The organism is Shewanella sp. SM21 (genome assembly GCF_025654335.1).
Taxonomy (GTDB): Bacteria; Pseudomonadota; Gammaproteobacteria; order Enterobacterales; family Shewanellaceae; genus Shewanella; species Shewanella oncorhynchi.
This window is the reverse complement of record NZ_JAKKRL010000006.1, coordinates 190,514-210,075: the sequence shown is the minus strand read 5'-3', so window position 1 is coordinate 210,075 and position 19,562 is coordinate 190,514. Positions and strand designations below refer to the sequence as shown.

The window sequence follows — 19,562 nt, the reverse complement described above, 5'->3', positions numbered from 1 at the left end:
CGATTTTATACAAACTTGGCGAAGTTGAATCGAGAGTGTTAATTAAAAACTTACAATATCAAATGGTTAATCTTAATTATTGCTAATGAGTGATTCAGGCTCACGGTGTTAACTGTGAGCCCATTTAGATATGCTAACGTGGATATTATGACTTGAGTAAGTGCGATAGGTCACTGCCCACAGGAATTAGGATCTCTTGCTGCTCACCACAGAATAAATACGCAGGTTTGTCACCTAAGAGTGATAGTGTGTCTCCTTGTCGCCACAAAGCTGAGCCTTCAACTATGCCGATCACTGGGGTTAATGGGTCGACTTTAGTGAATTCTAATAACCGCTGGGCACGGGTTTCACCATTGTGGCCCGGTGCTTGGTAATTGGAATAGTGTGGATTGAGCTGGAACGGCACTAAGTTTAATGCGTTGAACGAAGGCGGTTCGATGATCGGCATATCATTAGTGGTGCGAATACTCAGTCCCGATACGTTTGAACCCGCGCTCCAGCCGATATAAGGTTTACCAAGGGCGACTTGCTCACGAATAAGCGCGACCAGATCATAATGATATAGTTGGTGTAACAGGTGAAAGGTGTTACCCCCACCGATTAAAATTCCATCGGCATCTTTTATTGCTTGTTTAGGGTCTGGATGCTGATGAATGCCACTGATATCGAGTTCAAGCTCAGCTAGCCCAGTCACGACAGACGCTAAATAAGTGTCATAACTCATGCTAACCCCTGCATAGGGGATAAAAATCCATTTTTGTGCGTTGGCGGTGAGCGGTTTAATAAAAGGGAGCGCGTGGGCAAGATAAGGCGTATCACCGACACGAGAGCTGCTCAGTAGTAGGGCGTTGATTGTCATTTTGTATCCTGAAATCTCGGAGTGTATTGGTATGTTAACAAAGATTAATTCCGATAAACATAGAGAGTTAAAGCAGAATTGCGCCATAGCACGGCTAGCGGTGGTGTTTTTCAAGATAGTGATCCCCACCAAGATGGAGCGTTCTGGGCATTCTACTTCTGTGTGGCATCAATGCAAAAGTCAGAGATTGATGCGCCTTGAATTAAAGCTCTCAGAACGCGATGAAACTCGTATCTTGAGGTTGCTTGGGCATAAGTTTAAGTTTCGATTAATATACTGTCCCTAGACTCTCGGCCATGAAAGGCAGTGTCTATATACGAGAAAAATAACCTATTTTAAAAACTCTTTTCTTTTACCACTTGAATTTCGATGATTTGGACATATTATGTCTTTGAACAAAGTTAAATGGCCTATTCTTGCCCTAAAGGAGCTGAAATGAAGCGTATATTTCTATTGATTGCGACTAACCTAGCTGTGTTGCTAGTAGCCTCAATTGTGATGTCTATTCTAGGCGTGAACACGTCTACTATGGGTGGACTGCTGGTGTTCGCTGCCATTTTTGGATTCGGTGGGGCCTTTATCAGCTTAGCCATTTCAAAATGGATGGCGAAAAAGACCATGGGTTGTGAAGTCATCACCACCCCACGTGACAGTACCGAACGTTGGTTAGTGGAGACGGTTGCCCGTCAAGCTAAGCAAGCGGGGATTAAAATGCCAGAAGTGGCTATTTATCAATCGCCTGACATGAATGCGTTCGCTACTGGTCCAAGTAAAGACAATTCATTAGTGGCTGTCAGTACGGGTCTGTTATATGGCATGAGCCAAGATGAAATTGAAGGCGTATTAGCCCACGAAGTGAGCCACGTTGCTAACGGTGACATGGTGACCTTGACACTGATCCAAGGTGTGGTTAACACGTTCGTGATCTTCGCGGCTCGTGTGGTTGCTGGCATTATCAACAACTTCGTGTCGAGTAATGATGAAGAAGGCGAAGGTTTAGGTATGTTCGCGTACATGGCCGTTGTTTTCGTACTGGATATGCTATTCGGTATCTTGGCTTCAATTATCGTCGCTTACTTCTCACGTATTCGTGAGTACAAAGCCGATGAAGGTGCAGCACGTTTAGCGGGTAAAGGTAAGATGATTGCTGCGCTTGAGCGTTTACGCCAAGGCCCTGAAAGTACGGCAATGCCTGCACAAATGTCAGCCTTCGGTATTAACGGCAAACGTTCAATGGCGGAAATGATGATGAGTCATCCTCCATTAGAGAAACGTATTGCTGCGTTAAGAGCGAGCTAATAAAGAGTGAGTTAACTCTTAACTCTTAACTCTTAACTCTTAACTCTTAAATGTTAAATCTGAGTCTTTAAGACTCACTTGATATTAGATTGAAGGCTTTTAACATCGGGCTCAAACTTTGGTTTGAGCCCGATTTTTTATGCCTGCAGCAAATTATGCTGCGCGGTTGCCGCAAGGGCACGGTAAACCAGTGTCGTTTGTTTTGCTTTGATATTCCAATGCTGCCAAAACAGCGGCACGCGCATGCGCCGTTCTGGGGTGATCTCAATCAGTATCCCTTTATCGATTAATGGTTTAGCTTGTAAATGCCCAACGAGCCCATAACCTAAACTCAAGTTAATCGCTTCTAAAAAGCTCTCGGAAGAGGGGATAGTATGTTGCCACCATTGCCCTGGCGTCATATTGAAATACTGGGCGAGAAACTTCTCATGTAGTTTGTCTTTGGTGGAGAACACTACCGCTGGCGCCTTTGCTAACTGAGCTTGGTTGATGGTGTTGAATGACGAGGTGTCACTAAATGATGGAGTATCGCTCAGGTCGCCAAAATAGCGCGCAGCAAATTCGGGTGTGGCCACACACAAATATTCCATGGTGCCTAAAAACTCACTGCTGCAACCCGCCATCGGCACTTCGGTTGTGGTGACACATCCGACCGCTTCACCATTTTTCAATAGATGATGGGTGTAAGACTCATCATCGACAATTAATTCCAATAACCAAGCGTGGCGACTGAACATGCCTGCTAGCGCAGGTAAAAACCACGTGGCCAAACTGTCGGCATTCACAGCGATGCGCACTGTGGTTGGATGGTTGGGATCGTCGGCGTCCATCTCAGCTCTTAATTCACTCTCTAGTAATTGTACCTGTGAATAGTGGCGCAGCAGGCGCTTACCTGTGGGCGTTGCGACCACAGGATTGGAGCGAATAAGCAGTGACTGACCAACTTTTTCTTCAAGTTGTCGAATGCGCTGTGATACCGCCGACTGGGTGATGTGCAGCACTTTGGCAGCGCGGTCGAAGCCGCCTTCCGAGACCACAACGGCGAGCGCTTTGAGATTCGCGTATTCCAGCATAGTCATCCTCAAATGAGTGTATTTGGACGGTTATTAATTTTACTTATGATACATAAAAAACATTAGTTATATTAATTTTGTTGTTTTGACTATGCTAGCGCCTTCTTTGAACATGAGAGGTGGTTATGCAAGCGGCATTTATACAGGGTATGGGGATTGGTGGGAGTTTGATTATTGCTGTGGGCGCGCAAAATGCCTTTGTGCTCAAGCAAGGCATCAAGCGCTCATACCCGTTACCGATTGCCTTGCTCTGCTCTATCATTGATGCGCTGATGATCACTGCGGGTGTGGCGGGGCTGGGGCACATTATTGAATCTTTCCCGACCATTAAGCATGTGGCGAGTTTCGGTGGCGCCGCGTTTCTACTCTGGTATGGTGCGAATGCGCTAAAGGCGTCGTTTGTGGCTAAGGGCATTGAGATGGATCAGGCCGATAATGCGGACACATTTAAGAAAGCCGTACTGACGACGCTTGGGATCAGTTTGCTTAATCCGCATTTGTATCTTGATACTGTGGTGTTGCTCGGCAGCATTAGCACTCAATTTGATGATTTTGATCGACCTTGGTTTGGCGCGGGTGCCGTACTGGCATCATTTATTTGGTTTTTTGGCTTAAGTTTTGGTGCGCGTTTGTTAGCGCCCATTTTTACTCGCCCAGCGGCATGGCGTTATCTTGACCGTTTTATTTGGTTAACCATGTGGAGCATTGCCGCTGCGATTATTTGGCCCTATGTGGCAGGATAACCGGTGTTGGGATGCCATCGAATACGGGCATAGCTGAATACTTTTGCGGTTTTTTTGCTCGGTTAGAACGTATCTTGTGATATGAAAGTGAAAATTTTTCATGAAAAAGGTCCTGATTTCAGGACCTTTTCGTTATCGATTGCCGATTATTTATTCAGGCTACCAAGACCAACTGACAACGTTTACACTTTTGTGCCGATTAAAGCAGCAGCTTGAAGCCTTGTATTCGTCGTCATATTAGTCATTAACCCGCGATTTGCGCGAGTACGACTTCATGGTGATCTTTGGTTTTAAACTTATCGAATACGTGGGCGATGGTGCCGTCAGTATTGATAAGGAAGCTTAATCTGTGGATGCCATCATAGGTTTTTCCCATGAATTTCTTTTCACCCCAGACCCCAAAAGCGTCGGCGACACTGTGGTCTTCATCGCTCAACAAAGTGAAGTTGAGTGCTTGTTTCTCTGCAAATTTAGCCAGTTTAGCCACAGGATCTGGGCTAATGCCAAATACAGTGACATTTTGACTATCGAGCTCGGCTTTACTGTCACGTAGGCCGCAGGCTTGAACTGTGCAACCCGGGGTTGATGCTTTTGGGTAAAAATACACTAAAACAGGGCCTTGCTTAAGGCTGTCTGCCAGCGATACTGAGTTGCCATGTTGATCTTGCAGTGTAAAGTGAGGCGCTTTTGCCCCAGCCGTTAAGGTATTCATCTATTATCCTCTGTCCTCTAAGATGGCAGTGCCTTCCATACGACGAATAGTACAATCTAAGGTCATATCTTGGGCGAGCTGATAGATACTCTGTTCGAGCTTTTCTAGTTCAACTTTTTCAGGAATATTAATAGTTAGCGACACATTTTGCGTTTGTTCACCACCGGGGAGTTCCTCAGAAAATGAACGTACTGCGGCAAGATCTAATGACCTGTCAGCAAGGAACTGGGTAATGCGTTTAATGGTGCCGCGTTGGTCTTTACCCGTGAAGCGTACTTCGAGGCGAGAAAGGTAGTTTTGTGGTGTGTGTTTAGAGGTGCGTTTCATCACCGTCAGCAGTTCTAACTCAACGCTGAGACTGGGGAACATACTTTCAATTTTCGTTATTGATGCCCACGAGCCAGACAACATCATGATCAGGGTAAATTCGTTACCAAATAATGCCATACGGCTGTCGACGATATCGCAGTCACAGTCACTGGCAAGTCGAGCTAGTTTACTTACAAGTCCAGGACGGTCGAGACCCATCGCTGTTACGACCAGGAAATTGGTCATGAATTTTCCTCACTTTTTCGATATCATAGAGCGAAAACTCAGGGTTAAAGCTGAGTTTTTGTGCGGGATGTAATGCTACCATAACTAATTCAATTTGAGAGCCCCGTTAATGCTTGTCATTAGTGGTTGGCATCAGTACCATAGCGAATCCTGAAATCTTGGGGAAAGTCAGATGATAAACGGAAGCATCGTAGCCTTAATCACGCCAATGAACAGTGATGGCTCAGTAGATTTTGCAAGTCTTGAAAGGTTAGTCGAATTCCATATTGACCAAGGCACAGATGCCATTGTGGCCGTTGGTACTACTGGCGAGTCAGCGACTCTGCCTATGCCTGAGCATGTAGCGGTCGTTTCACAAACCGTTAAATTTGCTGCAGGACGTGTTCCTGTCATTGGTGGCAATGGCGCCAATGCCACATCTGAAGCCGTTGAGCTCACCAAGTCCTTATCTAAGGTGGGTGTTGCCGCTATGCTTGGTGTAACGCCATATTATAATAAGCCAACGCCTAAGGGATTGATTGCGCATTATAAAGCCGTGGCCGCTAGCACAGATATTCCACAAATTCTTTATAATGTTCCAGGCCGTACTGCCGTTGATATGCTGCCAGAAACCGTTGCCGAGCTTGTTAGCGTGAGCAACATTATTGGTGTAAAAGAGGCGACCGGTGACTTATCCCGTGTAAAACGTCTGCGCGAACTGTGCGGCGACGATTTCCTCTTGTATAGCGGTGATGATGCCACTGCCAGAGAGTTTTTACTCTTAGGTGGAAATGGCGTAATTTCTGTGGCTAACAACATAGTACCAAAGGCTTTTAAAGCTATGTGTGATGCGGCGCTCGCTGGCAATGCCGAGTTGGCTCAGAGCATAGATACCCCGCTGCGCGGTTTGTATAGCACACTGTTTTGTGAAGCCAACCCTATCCCAGTAAAATGGGCTGCCCATCGTATGGGGTTGATTAAATGTGGCCATATTCGTTTACCTTTGACTGAACTTTCTGAGCAATGTCATGGTCTGTTGATAGAAGCAATGACTCGTGCCCAGATAGAGGTTAAATAATTAATGTTAAAGAAAGTCACTCCACTGATCTTAGTTGCTGCGGTTGCAGCCTGTAGTTCGCCACTTGATCGCCGCCAAGCGAACGGTAACGACGACTATGTTCAGGCCGAGCAAGCGCCTTTGCTTAAGATCCCCGCGGGATTAAAAACGCCACCCTACAATAAAGAATTCGATGTACCAGCACTGGGTTCTAAAGTGAATGCTTCGCTGTATGGCAAAAACTTAGATATCCGTCCGCCACTGCAAGTACTGCCAATGGCGGAAGGTACTCATGTGGAAGAGGGCAGTGACAACATTAAAATCGTGGTTGAATCCATCGACAATGCTGTGGATTTGAAACAAGAAATCTTCACAAACTTAGATGGTTTCTTTGCTCAAAAAGGTATTGCTGTTCGTAGCCGTGATTTTGACAAAGGCAACATAGAAACCGATTGGATTGAAAGCCGTGAAGTGATTGAATCGAGCATGTGGGGCTCGGATAAAGTTTATCTGTTGCGCCAACGCTATCGTTTTGATGTGGAAACACGTCCACATGGTCGCACTGCCAATATCGTTATTCACTTAGTTGAACACGAAGAGTTCTACGACGATAAAGCGCAACAAGTTTTATTAAGCGGTGAAGATAAGCAAAGATACACTATTGATATGCTGAACAGCGCCATTGCGTATATCAGCGTTAAGCGCGACCAAGCGATTCAATCGAATCGTTTGAAGCAAACCTTAGGTATTAATGTAGATCTCGTGACGCCTGAAGAAGGTAAAGCTTACTGGTCTGCTAAAGCCTCTTACAAGCAAGTATGGGATCGTCTACGCATAGTGCTACCTGAAATGGGCTTTGAAATTGCCGATATGGATAGTGCTAAAGGATTGTACTTTATCAAGTTTGACGATAACTCTGGTTTCTGGAGTTCATTGTGGGGCGAAGATAAGTTAGCACTGAAAGAAGGTAGCTACCGTTTACTGCTTGAAGATGGTGATACTCCAGAAGAAACGAAAATCTTCCTTCGTGATGGCGAAGATCAGCCATTAAGCGATGAAGTGGTTAGCAATGTGTACCAGTCACTGTCAAACCTGATGAAAGAAGAACGTCAAATACGTTAATTTCAGCAGTTGACTAGAAAAGGGCGAATTATCGCCCTTTTTTATTGGCTGCGATTTGAGTTTTAAGCAGGGGATTGTCGATTATCTAGGCGATCTGTGTTTCAGGATTTAATTATCTATATACCAATCTTTTTCAAATGGTTTTAGTGATAAATGTTGATTTAGTGGCGATAAGTAAAATTAATCACTTAACAACCTTGTTATCGTACTGCATTCTGGCTACTCAACCATTGATATCGCCAAAGACACTTAATCATACATATTTTGCGCTATCAGCGTAATTTGTAAGAAAAAGTAAAACGTATTGATGCGATGATGTGAGTGAGTAAACTAGCCGTCATTAATGCGAGTCATTCCTTGGAAGCCCGATGAAAAAAATTATTCTAATAATCGCCATATTGGCCGCGGCATGGTTTGGATACCAAGCCATGCAACCGCAAGAGATTGCTGCAGCCCAGATTAAACTCATACCTAATGTGGTGATTGCCACTGCCGCTATGGCGCCCATTCGCGATGAAGTTGAAGCTATTGGTAGCAATAAAGCCGCAGAATCTGTAACGATAACGCCTAAAGTCACCGACATGGTGATAGCGCTTAAATTTGACGACGGCGATATCGTTAAAAAGGGTGAGTTATTAGTCCAACTGCAAAATGCTGAGCAGATCGCTAAGGTTAAAGCCGCGCAAGTCAAAGTCAGTGATAATCAACGTGAATTAGCTCGGATCAGTTCGTTGGTGACTAGCCGCACTGTGGCCGAGTTAGAACGCGATAGATTACAAACCCTTATTGATACCACCCGTGCCGAGCTCGAACAGGCACAATCATCACTCAATGATCGCAGTATTCTGGCGCCTTTTAATGGCCGTTTAGGTTTACGTCAAATCAGTGTGGGCAGCTTAGTGTCGCCCGGCACTGTGATTACGACATTGGATGATATTTCTACCATTAAGCTCGATTTTTCAGTGCCAGAGCGCTTTATTCAAGATTTAGAGCCAGGTAAAAAGGTGGAAGCCAAAGCGGTCGCTTTCCCTGATGTGACTTTCAAAGGTGTGGTGACATCGATTGATAGCCGCGTGAATCCAACCACGCGCACAGTGATCGTTCGCGCCGAAATCCCAAATCCTGAGCTGCGTTTATTACCGGGCATGTTGATGAAGGTTAAACTCATCAAGCGTAGCCGCGAGGCCTTGATGTTGCCTGAATCTGCCATTATCCCGATCCAAAACAGCCATTATGTTTACAGCGTCAATGCCGACAAGGTGATTGAACGTAAACAAGTGACTATTGGTATTCGCACCCGTGGCTGGGTGGAGATCTTAGATGGTTTAGCCTTGGGCGAAAACGTGGTCATCCGCGGCTTACTGAAAGTTCATCCTGGGGATAAAGTGCAAACTGAGTTCGCGGAAAAGTTTAGTTATCTTGCCGATACGAACGCGGAGCCAAGTGTATGATCCTTACTGATCTCTCGGTTAAACGTCCCGTATTTGCCTCAGTGATCAGCTTGCTGCTGGTCGCTTTCGGGCTTGTCTCCTTTGATAAATTACCCCTGCGCGAATACCCGAATATAGATCCGCCAGTGGTATCTATCGACACGAATTACCGCGGTGCCAGTGCTGCCGTGGTGGAAAGCCGCATTACCCAATTGATCGAAGACAGGATCAGTGGCGTCGAAGGCATTCGTCACGTGAGTTCATCGAGCAGTGATGGCCGCTCATCGGTTACCTTAGAGTTTGATATTAGTCGTAATATTGAAGATGCAGCTAACGATGTGCGCGATAGGATCTCAGGTTTACTCGACAATTTACCCGATGAAGCAGATCCCCCAGAAGTACAAAAGGCCAATGGCAGTGATGAAGTGATCATGTGGCTCAATCTTGTGTCAGATCAAATGACGACCCTAGAATTGACCGATTACACCAACCGTTATTTGTCGGACCGCTTTTCGGTGGTCGATGGTGTGGCGCGGATGCGTATTGGTGGCGGTAAGGTTTACGCCATGCGCGTTTGGCTTGACAGACAAGCCTTGGCTTCTCGCAGTTTAACGGTTGCCGATGTTGAGGCCGCGCTCAGAGCTGAGAACGTCGAGTTACCTGCAGGTTCGATAGAGTCGAAGGAGCGGCACTTTACAGTGCGACTGGAGCGGGGTTATCGCACTGCCGAAGATTTCGCAAACTTAGTGATCACCCAAGGGGAAGACGGTTATTTAGTCAAACTGAGCGATGTCGCGCGGGTGGAAATTGGCTCTGATGAAGAGCGGATTATGTTCCGTGGCAACAAAGAGGCAATGATAGGTTTAGGCGTGTCTAAACAGTCAACCGCCAATACGTTAGAAGTGGCGCGCGCAGTGAACGCGCTGGTTGACAAAATCAACCCGACTTTGCCAGCGGGGATGTCGATTAAACGCAGCTACGATAGCTCAGTGTTTATCGAAGCCTCGATTAAAGAAGTGTATCAAACCCTGTTCACTGCGATGATTTTAGTGATTATCGTGATTTATCTGTTCCTTGGCAGTGTGCGCGCTATGTTGATCCCTGCGATCACTGTGCCTGTGTCTCTGCTCGGCACCTTTATTGTGCTGTATGCGCTAGGTTATACCATTAACCTCTTGACCTTATTGGCAATGATCCTCGCCATTGGTATGGTGGTGGATGATGCGATTGTGATGCTGGAAAACATCCATAGACGTATCGAGGAAGGAGATTCACCACTCAAAGCTGCTTTTCTCGGTGCGCGTGAAGTGGCTTTTGCTGTTATCGCGACTACACTCGTGTTGGTCGCGGTATTTATGCCAATCACTTTCCTTGAGGGTGATTTAGGTAAACTCTTTAAAGAGTTTGCCGTGACCATGAGTGCGGCAGTGCTGTTCTCTAGCCTAGTGGCGCTCACTCTCACGCCCATGATGTGCTCTAAGTTGCTTAAGCCGAGCTCGCAGGATTCTTGGTTGGTGCGTAAGGTCGACGGCATCATGACAAAAGTGTCAAACCGGTATCAATTGTCCTTAAAATCCGCCATGGCTCACCCGATATTGGTGTCGATTCTGGTGTTAGTCGCATTAGGCTCTAGTGTCTATTTAGTCCAAAAAGTACCGCAAGAATTTGCGCCACAGGAAGACCGTGGTTCGTTATTCTTGATGGTCAACGGGCCACAGGGCGCGAGTTACGAATACATAGAATCCTATATGAATGAAGTGGAAAACCGTTTGATGCCATTGGTCGAAACGGGTGATATCAAACGTCTGCTCATTCGTGCCCCCCGTGGCTTTGGCCGCGCGGCGGATTTCTCTAACGGTATGGCAATCATAGTACTGGAAGACTGGGGCAAACGTCGTCCAGTAAAGGAAGTTATCGTCGACATTAATAAGCGTCTTGCCAATCTCGCCGGAGTGCAAGCGTTCCCTGTAATGCGCCAAGCCTTTGGTCGCGGCGTAGGTAAACCTGTGCAATTTGTGATTGGTGGACCTAGCTACGAAGAGCTTGCCCGCTGGCGCGATATCATGATGCAAAAGGCGGCACAGAATCCTAAATTATTGGGATTAGATCACGATTATAAAGAGACTAAGCCTCAACTTCGTGTCGTCATCGACAGAGACAGAGCGGCGAGCCTTGGGGTGTCGATTTCAAACATTGGTCGTACGTTGGAATCCATGTTGGGCTCACGCTTAGTGACGACGTTTATGCGTGACGGTGAAGAATACGATGTGATCGTTGAAGGCGAGCGCGATAATCAAAATACCGCGGCGGATCTGCAAAATATCTATGTTCGTTCCGAGCGCAGTCAGGAGCTTATTCCGCTGTCTAACTTAGTGACTGTGGAGGAGTTTGCCGACGCCAGTTCGCTGAACCGTTACAATCGTATGCGTGCGATCACTATAGAAGCCAGTTTAGAAGATGGTTATAGTCTAGGTGAAGCCCTTGATTATATGAATCAATTGGCGCGTACCTATTTGCCAGCGGAAGCGGTGATTAGCTACAAGGGCCAATCCCTCGATTATCAAGAGTCGGGTAGCTCTATGTACTTCGTATTCATCCTCGCACTGGGGATTGTATTCCTCGTGCTCGCGGCGCAGTTTGAGAGTTATATCCACCCTGTGGTGATCATGCTTACTGTGCCGCTGGCTACCGTCGGAGCATTAATTGGTTTGTGGCTTACGGGGCAGAGTCTTAATATTTACAGTCAGATAGGCATTATTATGCTGGTCGGGTTAGCCGCGAAAAATGGCATCTTGATTGTCGAGTTTGCTAACCAATTACGGGATAAAGGCGTTGATTTTGATAAGGCCATTATCCAAGCGTCAGCGCAGCGGTTACGACCTATCTTAATGACAGGGATCACCACTGCCGCTGGCGCCGTGCCATTGGTATTGGCAGTAGGCGCGGGTGCTGAAACTCGTTTTGTGATTGGTGTAGTGGTGTTGTCGGGGATTTTACTGGCAACCTTATTCACTATCTTCGTGATCCCCGCCGCTTATGGACTCTTTGCCCGCAACAGCGGATCGCCCGAAGCCATCGCTCAACAGTTAGAAAAAGAATTAGCCCAAGACTAACGCCTCGTGCAGGTTGATGTTGAAAGTACACTAAAGTCCTCACATAGGCGCTTGGTATTCATCAAGCGCCTTATTTTTCGCCATTCGAACCTCGTTTTAGCCCTTGCCCTTGAAAAGCAAATTTGGAGCCCCATTTAGTAAACACTAAGCGTTACTTTTACCAAATTGCGTAACAAATAAAGGAAAATTTCATGTCACAACAAGAAACTCATGGTTTTCAAACAGAAGTCAAACAGCTGTTGCATTTGATGATCCATTCTTTGTACTCCAACAAAGAAATTTTCTTGCGTGAACTGGTCTCCAACGCTGCGGATGCGGCGGACAAGCTGCGTTATCTGGCGTTGACCAATGACGCACTCTATGAAGGCGACGGTGAACTGCGAGTCCGTATCAGTGCCGATAAAGAAAAAGGCACTGTGACCATCGAAGATAACGGCGTGGGTATGACCCGCGACGGCGTGATTGAGCATTTAGGCACAATCGCAAAATCAGGCACCGCTGATTTCTTTAAGAATCTATCGGGCGAATCCTCAAAGGATTCACAGCTAATCGGTCAGTTCGGTGTCGGTTTCTATTCGGCTTTTATCGTGGCGAAAAAAGTCACCGTTCGCACCCGTGCTGCCGGTCATAAGGCCGATGAAGCCGTATTGTGGGAATCAGAAGGCGAGGGTAACTTCACCGTTGATACCATCACTAAGGCGAGCCGTGGTACTGAAATCACGCTGCACCTACGTGACGAAGAAAAAGAATTTGCCGATGATTGGCGCCTGCGCTCGATCATCACTAAATACTCAGATCATATCTCTGTGCCAGTCGAAATGTGGCAAGAAGGCTCGCCAGAGCGTGATGGTCCTGATGGCGAAAAAATTCCTGCGACCGAAGGTCAATGGAAAGTCATGAACAAAGCCACGGCTTTGTGGATGCGCAATAAAGCTGATATCAGTGACGAAGAGTATCAAGAGTTTTACAAACACATTTCCCACGATTACACCGACGCACTACTGTGGAGTCATAATCGGGTAGAAGGTAAGCAAGAATACACTAACCTATTGTATATTCCTGCAAAAGCGCCTTGGGATATGTGGAATCGCGACCGTAAGCACGGCCTGAAACTGTTTGTGCAACGTGTGTTCATCATGGATGACGCTGAACAATTTATGCCATCTTATCTGCGCTTCGTGCAGGGCTTAATTGACTCAAACGATCTGCCGCTGAACGTATCCCGCGAAATTCTGCAGGATAACCACGTGACCAAAGCGATGCGTACTGGTATCACCAAACGTGTGCTTGGCATGCTGGAAAAACTGGCGAAAGACGATGCGGAAAAATATCAACAGTTCTGGGCTGAATTTGGTCAAGTGCTGAAAGAAGGGCCTGCGGAAGATTTCGCCAACCGTGAGCGTATTGCAGGCTTATTGCGTTTTGCCTCGACTCACACGGGCAGTGCTGCGCCGACTGTGTCACTTGATGACTACATCAGCCGCATGAAAGAAGGTCAAACTAAGATTTATTACATTGTTGCCGACAGCCATGAAGCCGCCGCTAACAGCCCACATTTAGAGTTGTTACGTAAGAAAGGCATTGAAGTCTTACTGATGTCAGAGCGTATCGACGAGTGGCTAATCAACCACTTAACTGAGTACAAAGAGAAACAACTGCACTCAGTGACCCGTGGTGATTTAGAACTTGGCGAGCTAGAAGATGCATCTGAAAAAGAAGCGCAAGAAAAGCTTGAGCAAGAATCGGTAGCTTTAGTTGAACGCATTAAAGCGGCATTAGGCTCAACCGTTGCGGATGTGAAAGTCACGTCACGCTTAACTGACACCCCAGCCTGTGTGGTGGCGGGTGAAGGCGAAATGTCGACTCAGATGATTAAGCTGATGCAAGCTGCGGGTCAACCTGTGCCAGAAGTGAAGCCGACATTTGAGATCAACCCAGCGCACCCATTAGTATCGCGCTTAAATGATCTTCAAGATGAGGCCGCCTTCGCGGATTGGTCAAATCTGCTGCTGCAACAGGCGCAATTATCTGAAAAAGGTAGCCTTGCGGACCCATCGGCCTTTATCAAGCTGATGAACCAAATGTTACTGGCTAACATGAAGTAAATGACTATCGGGGCCCTTCTTTGAACGGCCCCGATATTGTTTCTAGTGCAGGAAGAGTGGTTTGCGCCTAGCCTGTCACTCAATCCGTTAGCGGTAAGACTCGATTTTAAGACTTGGTTCTAACGCTTAGTTTTAAAAGAATAAGGCCTCCCATGATAGAGGCCTTAAATGTTAAGGGAATACTATGGATAATATCCTCAGTCTGACTAAAGACAATATTCAGCAAGTGGTTGACACCTCGATGCAACAGATCGTGGTGTTAGCATTTTGGGCTCAGCCGCAGGAACAAAGTGTGGCTATGCTGCACACCTTAGAGAAAATTGCCGCGCAAAATGCGGGTCGATTCGTGCTCGCAAAAGTTGACTGTGAAGCCGAATTAGAAATTGCCAATTACTTTCGCATTCAAAGTCTACCGACCACGTTAGTATTGGATAAAGGTCAGCCTGTAGATGGTTTTGCTGGCCTGCAAGATGCGGCGCAAGTCACGGCTATGCTGGATAAATATTTACCGCTTATGTGGCAGTTACAGTTAGCACAGGCCAAAGCATTACTCGCCCTGAGTCAAGTTAGCGCAGAAGATCTTGCTACTGCAGCTGTGTTGCTTAAAGAAGCACATACAGGGTCAAATCAAGCGGGTGAGGTGAGTCTAGTGCTTGCCGATGTGTATCTGATGCAGGGCGAATTAGTGTTAGCACAAGCCATGCTTGAGAAGGTAGGGCTTGCCGACCAGGATGGTTATTACCAGAGTTTAAAAGCTAAGCTCGCACTTGCCTTGGATGCGGCGGATACCCCTGAAATTCGCGATTTGCAGCAAAAGTTTGAGCAAAATCCAACAGATTTAGTGTTATTACTCGAGCTGAGTAAGGCATTGCATGCTGCCCACCGCGATGATGAAGCATTAGAACTGTTATTCGGTGTGCTCAGTAAAGATTTAGGTGCTGAAAATGGCACAGTAAAACAAGTATTTATGGAAGTATTAACGGCACTTGGCCAAGGTAATCCCATAGCCAATCAATACCGCCGTAAACTCTATACCTTGCTCTATTAATAATAAAAATGCCTAAGGAACCGCAGTTTATTTGCGGTTTCTGAGGCTAAAGTCGAAGCTAAAAGCCTTCTCAATGGCGGCCAGATGTGCGAAGATCGCCGCCCTAAGAAGAATATCAATGCGAAAAGAGGACTCTTGAGATGCGCATTATCCTATTGGGCGCCCCAGGTGCCGGTAAAGGTACCCAGGCCCAGTTCATTATGGAACAGTATGGTATCCCACAAATTTCCACTGGTGATATGTTACGTGCCGCGGTAAAAGCGGGTACTCCACTGGGTTTGGAAGCGAAAAAAGTGATGGATGCTGGTCAACTGGTTTCTGATGATCTGATCATCGGTCTGGTTAAAGAGCGTATCGCACAGGAAGACTGTGTTAAAGGTTTCTTGTTAGACGGTTTCCCACGTACCATCCCACAGGCGGATGCGATGGCGGCAAACGGTATTAGCATTGATCACGTGATTGAAATCGACGTGCCAGACGAAGAAATCGTTAAGCGCATGAGCGGTCGCCGTGTTCACCCAGGTTCTGGCCGTGTTTACCATGTGGTTTTCAATCCACCTAAGGTGGAAGGTAAAGACGACGTGACGGGCGAAGATTTAGCTATTCGTCCAGATGATGAAGAAAGCACAGTGCGTAAACGCCTCGCGATTTATCACGAGCAAACTAAGCCGCTGGTTGAATATTACGGTAAAGTGGCTGCCGCTGGCCAAACTCAATACAACAAGTTTGACGGTACTCAATCGGTTGCGGCCGTGAGTGAGCAGTTAGCTAGGGTGTTGAAATAACCGAATAAAGGTTAATTTACGAGAACAAGTTCTCATATTAAGAAAAAGCCTGCCGATGCAGGCTTTTTTTATGGGTATCGCAATGTTAGCCTCCAAGTGAACTTCATTAACCATGAGCCTAACGTTGAATCCTTCCCCTGCTTTTGGTGTGTTATTGGTTAACCTCGGCACGCCTGATCAACCTAGTCCTAAGGCCGTTAAACGCTTTTTAAGGCAGTTTTTAAGTGATCCGCGTGTCGTCGATTTATCGCCGTGGATTTGGCAACCGCTGCTGAACGGCATTATCCTCAACACCCGTCCGATGAAAGTCGCCAAACTTTACCAAAGCGTGTGGACGCCAGAAGGTTCGCCCTTGATGGTGATAAGTGAGCGCCAAGCACAAAAACTGGCGGTGGACTTAAGCGCTACCTTTAACCAGACCATTCCGGTTGAACTGGGCATGAGTTACGGTAATCCCTCCATCGATGCGGGATTTGAACGCCTGAAAGACCAAGGAGCAGGGCGCATTATTGTGCTGCCTTTGTATCCCCAATATTCCTGCTCGACGGTGGCAAGTGTGTTCGATGCCGTTGCCAGTTATCTTAAAACCGTGCGTGATATACCTCAGGTTCGCTTTAATAAAGACTATTTTGACCATGATGCTTATATAGCGGCGCTGGCGAATTCAGTGACGCGCCACTGGAAAACCCATGGGCAGGCCGACAAGTTGCTCTTGTCATTTCATGGTATTCCACTGCGTTATGTGAAAGAGGGCGATCCATACCGCGAGCAGTGTTTTGTCACGGCTAAACTGTTGGCGCAAAAACTTGAGCTGAGCGAGTCGCAATGGCAAGTGTGCTTCCAATCGCGCTTTGGCCGCGAAGAATGGTTAACGCCCTACGCCGATAAATTACTGTCCGAGTTACCTGCGCAAGGGATCAAAAGTGTCGATGTGATTTGCCCTGCGTTTGCGACCGATTGCCTCGAAACCTTAGAAGAAATCTCCATTGGTGCTAAGGAAACCTTTTTACATGCGGGTGGCAGCGACTATCGGTTTATCCCTTGTTTGAACGACGATGAGTTACACATTGAATTATTACGGCAATTAATCCAAGAACAAGCTGTATCTTGGGTATAGGATCACTGGCTTCGAACTGATTTTGTGATAGAATCTGCGCCCTTCCGGCTAAGGGGGTGGTTTTTTTGTCTCGCTAGCCTAGACTCAATATTTTTAGGATGCTGCTTGGCTTGACCGCCTCGGCAGACGCCAATTAGCATGGATGCCAGGAAAAGAGAGCCACTATGAAGTTTCCCGGTCAGCGTAAATCTAAACATTATTTTCCGGTTAAAACCCGAGATCCGCTGCTTGAACAGCTGACTCAACAGCCTCAGCCGTTTGCGACCTATATCAGCGGTATTGATCAAACCTTAGTGGATATCGAAGCGAAAGTGGAAGACGAATTGCTGAGCCGTTATGGCTTGCCCAAAGGCAATTCTACCTTGATCAATGATGAACAGGCCCACAGACTCTACACAGAGTTAAAAATTCATGGTTTGATTAGCGATGAATTTGCTGGTGGCACTATTGGTAACACAGTGCACAACTATTCTATTCTGGCCGATGACCGTTCAGTGCTGTTTGGGGTTATGAGTCAGAATATTGAAGTGGGCAGTTACGCCTACCGCTATTTATGTAATACCTCTTCTAAAGTCGACCTTAATTTTCTACAACCTGTAGATGGTCCTATCGGTCGCTGTTTTACCCTGATTTCTGAGTGCGGCGAGCGAACATTTGCGATCAGCAAAGGCGCTATGGATAAACTCACACCTGAATTTATCGATAAAGACGTGGTGCAGGGCAGTTCAGCCTTAGTGTTGACCGCGTATTTGATGCGCGCCAGTGATGGCGACCGTATTACCGATGCGGCCATGTGCGCTATCGAATATGCAAAAGCCGCCGAAGTTCCCGTGGTATTAACCTTAGGCACGCGTTTCTTGATTGAAGAAGATCCACAATGGTGGCAAAACTTCATCAAAGAACATGTCACCATTTTGGCGATGAATGAAGACGAAGGTGAAGCCTTAACGGGTTCACGGGATCCTCTGCTTGCCAGTGAAAAAGCCTTGGAATGGTGCGACATGGTATTAACCACAGCGGGTCCAATCGGGCTTTATACTGCGGGTTATACTGAAGATTCTGAAAAACGCGAAACGACTCACACGCTGTTGCCGGGTGCTATCCCTGAATTTAATCGTTATGAATTTTCCCGTCCAAAGCTTAAAAGTGACTGTGAAACACCAATCAAAGTCTTTGCCCACATTTCACCTTACATGGGCGGCCCTGAAAAAATCGGTAACACTAATGGCGCTGGCGATGGCGCATTATCGGCGTTATTGCACGATCTGGCGGCCAATACTTTCCACAAGACTAACGTGCCAGGCTCAAGTAAACATAAGCGTGATGGACTATGTTATTCCTCGTTTTCTCAAGTGTGTAAGTACGCTAACCGCGTCGCCTACGAAGTCTTAGCCCAGCATAGCCCGCGTTTATCCCGTGGTTTACCTGAGCGCGAAGATAGCTTAGAAGAATCCTACTGGGAAAGATAAGTCGATAGCTGTATTGGTATTAAGCTAACTGATTTACGCTAGGGCAATAACGGCAAACCGTTGTTGCCCTTATTTTTATGGCGTTTATCAATAATCAATTAACTAAGCATTAATTTTAACTACAGGCAGTTGCGAATAAATGTTAACGTTAGTTGGGTTCAGGTAGTCCAAATACAGCGATAATTTAAGGTGGAATTTTCGGTGAAAGCGCAAATCTTAAGAGAAATGAAGGTACTCACGGCCATAGAGCCTGAGTTCGAAGTGCAACGTCGTGTCGCGTTTATTAAAACCAAACTAAAAGAAGCACGCAGCAAGGCATTGGTATTAGGGATCAGCGGTGGGGTGGATTCTTCTACTGCTGGGCGTTTGTGTCAGTTAGCGGTGGACAGTTTAAACCAAGAAAATAGCCAAGGCGGTTACCAGTTTATCGCTGTGCGATTACCCTATCAGATCCAAAAAGATGAGCATGAGGCGCAATTAGCCTGTCAGTTTATTCAGCCCTCTAAGTTGGTCACTGTGAATGTGCATCAAGGCGTTGATGGTGTGCATAGCGCTACCGTTGCCGCGTTAGTCGAAGCTGGATTGCCTTTGCCCGATGTGGCGAAGGTTGATTTTGTGAAGGGTAACGTCAAAGCCCGTATGCGGATGATAGCGCAATACGAACTCGCCGGACTCGTGGGCGGGCTTGTGGTAGGGACAGATCACAGCGCCGAAAATATCACAGGTTTTTACACTAAATGGGGCGATGGTGCCTGCGATTTAGCGCCATTATTTGGTCTTAACAAGCGCCAAGTTCGTCAACTTGCCGCTTATCTTGGTGCGCCAGAATCGTTAGTCTATAAAGCGCCGACCGCGGATTTAGAAGACAATAAACCGTTACTCGAAGATGAAGTCGCGCTTGGCTTAACCTATGCGCAAATCGATGATTTCCTTGAGGGTAAAGACGTCGGCAAGGCGGTTGAAGACAAGTTGATTGGTATTTATAAGGCGACGCAGCATAAACGTCAGCCTATTCCAACCATTTACGACTAACCCTGAATCGTCCTTGAATATGCACTCGTTTGAACTCTGTTCACGAGTGCTTTTTTATGCCTTT

16 protein-coding genes are annotated in these 19,562 nt (G+C 46.6%); 12 read left to right on the top strand and 4 right to left on the bottom strand.

Annotated elements, in window-relative coordinates:
* Positions 1 to 145: 145 nt before the first annotated feature.
* Complete coding sequence (gene pepE / locus L5L94_RS09990) at positions 146 to 859, bottom strand: dipeptidase PepE (protein ID WP_028759644.1); 714 nt, start codon at positions 857 to 859, stop codon at positions 146 to 148.
* Positions 860 to 1,294: 435 nt separating this feature from the next.
* Here pepE and htpX point away from each other — a divergent pair, with 435 nt between their 5' ends.
* On the top strand, positions 1,295 to 2,158 hold the full coding sequence (gene htpX / locus L5L94_RS09985) for a protease HtpX (RefSeq protein ID WP_006082065.1): 864 nt from the start codon (positions 1,295 to 1,297) through the stop codon (positions 2,156 to 2,158).
* 137 nt (positions 2,159 to 2,295) lie between these two features.
* Here htpX and L5L94_RS09980 read toward each other — a convergent pair whose 3' ends face one another.
* Positions 2,296 to 3,231 carry a LysR family transcriptional regulator ArgP gene (locus L5L94_RS09980; RefSeq protein WP_263162993.1) on the bottom strand — a complete coding sequence of 312 codons (936 nt, stop codon included), beginning with the start codon at positions 3,229 to 3,231 and terminating at the stop codon, positions 2,296 to 2,298.
* Positions 3,232 to 3,356: 125 nt separating this feature from the next.
* On the opposite strand from L5L94_RS09980, the gene L5L94_RS09975 reads away from it, so the two are divergent.
* Complete coding sequence (locus tag L5L94_RS09975; RefSeq protein ID WP_028759646.1) at positions 3,357 to 3,974, top strand: LysE/ArgO family amino acid transporter; 618 nt, start codon at positions 3,357 to 3,359, stop codon at positions 3,972 to 3,974.
* A 244-nt stretch (positions 3,975 to 4,218) separates the two neighbouring features.
* Here L5L94_RS09975 and bcp read toward each other — a convergent pair whose 3' ends face one another.
* Together bcp and L5L94_RS09965 are read right to left on the bottom strand one after the other, a co-directional pair.
* Positions 4,219 to 4,686 (bottom strand): thioredoxin-dependent thiol peroxidase, encoded by a 468-nt coding sequence (gene bcp, locus L5L94_RS09970; RefSeq protein WP_263162992.1) that lies wholly within the window; start codon positions 4,684 to 4,686, stop codon positions 4,219 to 4,221.
* A 3-nt stretch (positions 4,687 to 4,689) separates the two neighbouring features.
* Positions 4,690 to 5,241 carry a glycine cleavage system protein R gene (locus L5L94_RS09965; RefSeq protein ID WP_028759648.1) on the bottom strand — a complete coding sequence of 184 codons (552 nt, stop codon included), beginning with the start codon at positions 5,239 to 5,241 and terminating at the stop codon, positions 4,690 to 4,692.
* Positions 5,242 to 5,413: 172 nt separating this feature from the next.
* On the opposite strand from L5L94_RS09965, the gene dapA reads away from it, so the two are divergent.
* From dapA to nadE, 10 genes are all read left to right on the top strand, one after another.
* Positions 5,414 to 6,298 carry a 4-hydroxy-tetrahydrodipicolinate synthase gene (dapA, locus tag L5L94_RS09960; protein ID WP_263162991.1) on the top strand — a complete coding sequence of 295 codons (885 nt, stop codon included), beginning with the start codon at positions 5,414 to 5,416 and terminating at the stop codon, positions 6,296 to 6,298.
* 3 nt (positions 6,299 to 6,301) lie between these two features.
* A complete protein-coding gene (gene bamC / locus L5L94_RS09955; RefSeq protein WP_263162990.1) occupies positions 6,302 to 7,399 on the top strand; it encodes an outer membrane protein assembly factor BamC in 1,098 nt (365 codons plus the stop codon).
* A gap of 368 nt (positions 7,400 to 7,767) precedes the next feature.
* Complete coding sequence (locus L5L94_RS09950) at positions 7,768 to 8,850, top strand: efflux RND transporter periplasmic adaptor subunit (protein WP_198572356.1); 1,083 nt, start codon at positions 7,768 to 7,770, stop codon at positions 8,848 to 8,850.
* Positions 8,847 to 11,942 carry an efflux RND transporter permease subunit gene (locus tag L5L94_RS09945; RefSeq protein ID WP_131523289.1) on the top strand — a complete coding sequence of 1,032 codons (3,096 nt, stop codon included), beginning with the start codon at positions 8,847 to 8,849 and terminating at the stop codon, positions 11,940 to 11,942. The genes L5L94_RS09950 and L5L94_RS09945 overlap by 4 nt, the downstream gene beginning before the upstream one ends.
* Positions 11,943 to 12,133: 191 nt before the next feature.
* On the top strand, positions 12,134 to 14,047 hold the full coding sequence (gene htpG, locus L5L94_RS09940; RefSeq protein WP_028759653.1) for a molecular chaperone HtpG: 1,914 nt from the start codon (positions 12,134 to 12,136) through the stop codon (positions 14,045 to 14,047).
* Positions 14,048 to 14,231: 184 nt separating this feature from the next.
* On the top strand, positions 14,232 to 15,095 hold the full coding sequence (locus L5L94_RS09935) for a co-chaperone YbbN (RefSeq protein ID WP_263162988.1): 864 nt from the start codon (positions 14,232 to 14,234) through the stop codon (positions 15,093 to 15,095).
* A 140-nt stretch (positions 15,096 to 15,235) separates the two neighbouring features.
* Positions 15,236 to 15,880 (top strand): adenylate kinase, encoded by a 645-nt coding sequence (adk, locus tag L5L94_RS09930; protein WP_028759655.1) that lies wholly within the window; start codon positions 15,236 to 15,238, stop codon positions 15,878 to 15,880.
* Between the two features lie 112 nt (positions 15,881 to 15,992).
* A complete protein-coding gene (gene hemH / locus L5L94_RS09925) occupies positions 15,993 to 16,997 on the top strand; it encodes a ferrochelatase (protein ID WP_263162986.1) in 1,005 nt (334 codons plus the stop codon).
* 164 nt (positions 16,998 to 17,161) lie between these two features.
* The gene (locus tag L5L94_RS09920; protein WP_028759658.1) at positions 17,162 to 18,466 is read left to right on the top strand and encodes an inosine/guanosine kinase; all 1,305 of its coding nucleotides are present in this window, start codon (positions 17,162 to 17,164) and stop codon (positions 18,464 to 18,466) included.
* A gap of 201 nt (positions 18,467 to 18,667) precedes the next feature.
* Positions 18,668 to 19,498: an ammonia-dependent NAD(+) synthetase gene (gene nadE / locus L5L94_RS09915; protein WP_263162984.1), complete on the top strand. Its 831-nt coding sequence runs from the start codon at positions 18,668 to 18,670 to the stop codon at positions 19,496 to 19,498.
* Positions 19,499 to 19,562: the final 64 nt, after the last annotated feature.

Coding starts and splice junctions, on each gene's coding strand:
- pepE (WP_028759644.1), bottom strand. CDS start 859: ATGACAATCAACGCCCTACTACTGAGCAGCTCTCGTGTCGGTGATACG.
- htpX (WP_006082065.1), top strand. CDS start 1,295: ATGAAGCGTATATTTCTATTGATTGCGACTAACCTAGCTGTGTTGCTA.
- L5L94_RS09980 (WP_263162993.1), bottom strand. CDS start 3,231: ATGCTGGAATACGCGAATCTCAAAGCGCTCGCCGTTGTGGTCTCGGAA.
- L5L94_RS09975 (WP_028759646.1), top strand. CDS start 3,357: ATGCAAGCGGCATTTATACAGGGTATGGGGATTGGTGGGAGTTTGATT.
- bcp (WP_263162992.1), bottom strand. CDS start 4,686: ATGAATACCTTAACGGCTGGGGCAAAAGCGCCTCACTTTACACTGCAA.
- L5L94_RS09965 (WP_028759648.1), bottom strand. CDS start 5,241: ATGACCAATTTCCTGGTCGTAACAGCGATGGGTCTCGACCGTCCTGGA.
- dapA (WP_263162991.1), top strand. CDS start 5,414: ATGATAAACGGAAGCATCGTAGCCTTAATCACGCCAATGAACAGTGAT.
- bamC (WP_263162990.1), top strand. CDS start 6,302: ATGTTAAAGAAAGTCACTCCACTGATCTTAGTTGCTGCGGTTGCAGCC.
- L5L94_RS09950 (WP_198572356.1), top strand. CDS start 7,768: ATGAAAAAAATTATTCTAATAATCGCCATATTGGCCGCGGCATGGTTT.
- L5L94_RS09945 (WP_131523289.1), top strand. CDS start 8,847: ATGATCCTTACTGATCTCTCGGTTAAACGTCCCGTATTTGCCTCAGTG.
- htpG (WP_028759653.1), top strand. CDS start 12,134: ATGTCACAACAAGAAACTCATGGTTTTCAAACAGAAGTCAAACAGCTG.
- L5L94_RS09935 (WP_263162988.1), top strand. CDS start 14,232: ATGGATAATATCCTCAGTCTGACTAAAGACAATATTCAGCAAGTGGTT.
- adk (WP_028759655.1), top strand. CDS start 15,236: ATGCGCATTATCCTATTGGGCGCCCCAGGTGCCGGTAAAGGTACCCAG.
- hemH (WP_263162986.1), top strand. CDS start 15,993: ATGAGCCTAACGTTGAATCCTTCCCCTGCTTTTGGTGTGTTATTGGTT.
- L5L94_RS09920 (WP_028759658.1), top strand. CDS start 17,162: ATGAAGTTTCCCGGTCAGCGTAAATCTAAACATTATTTTCCGGTTAAA.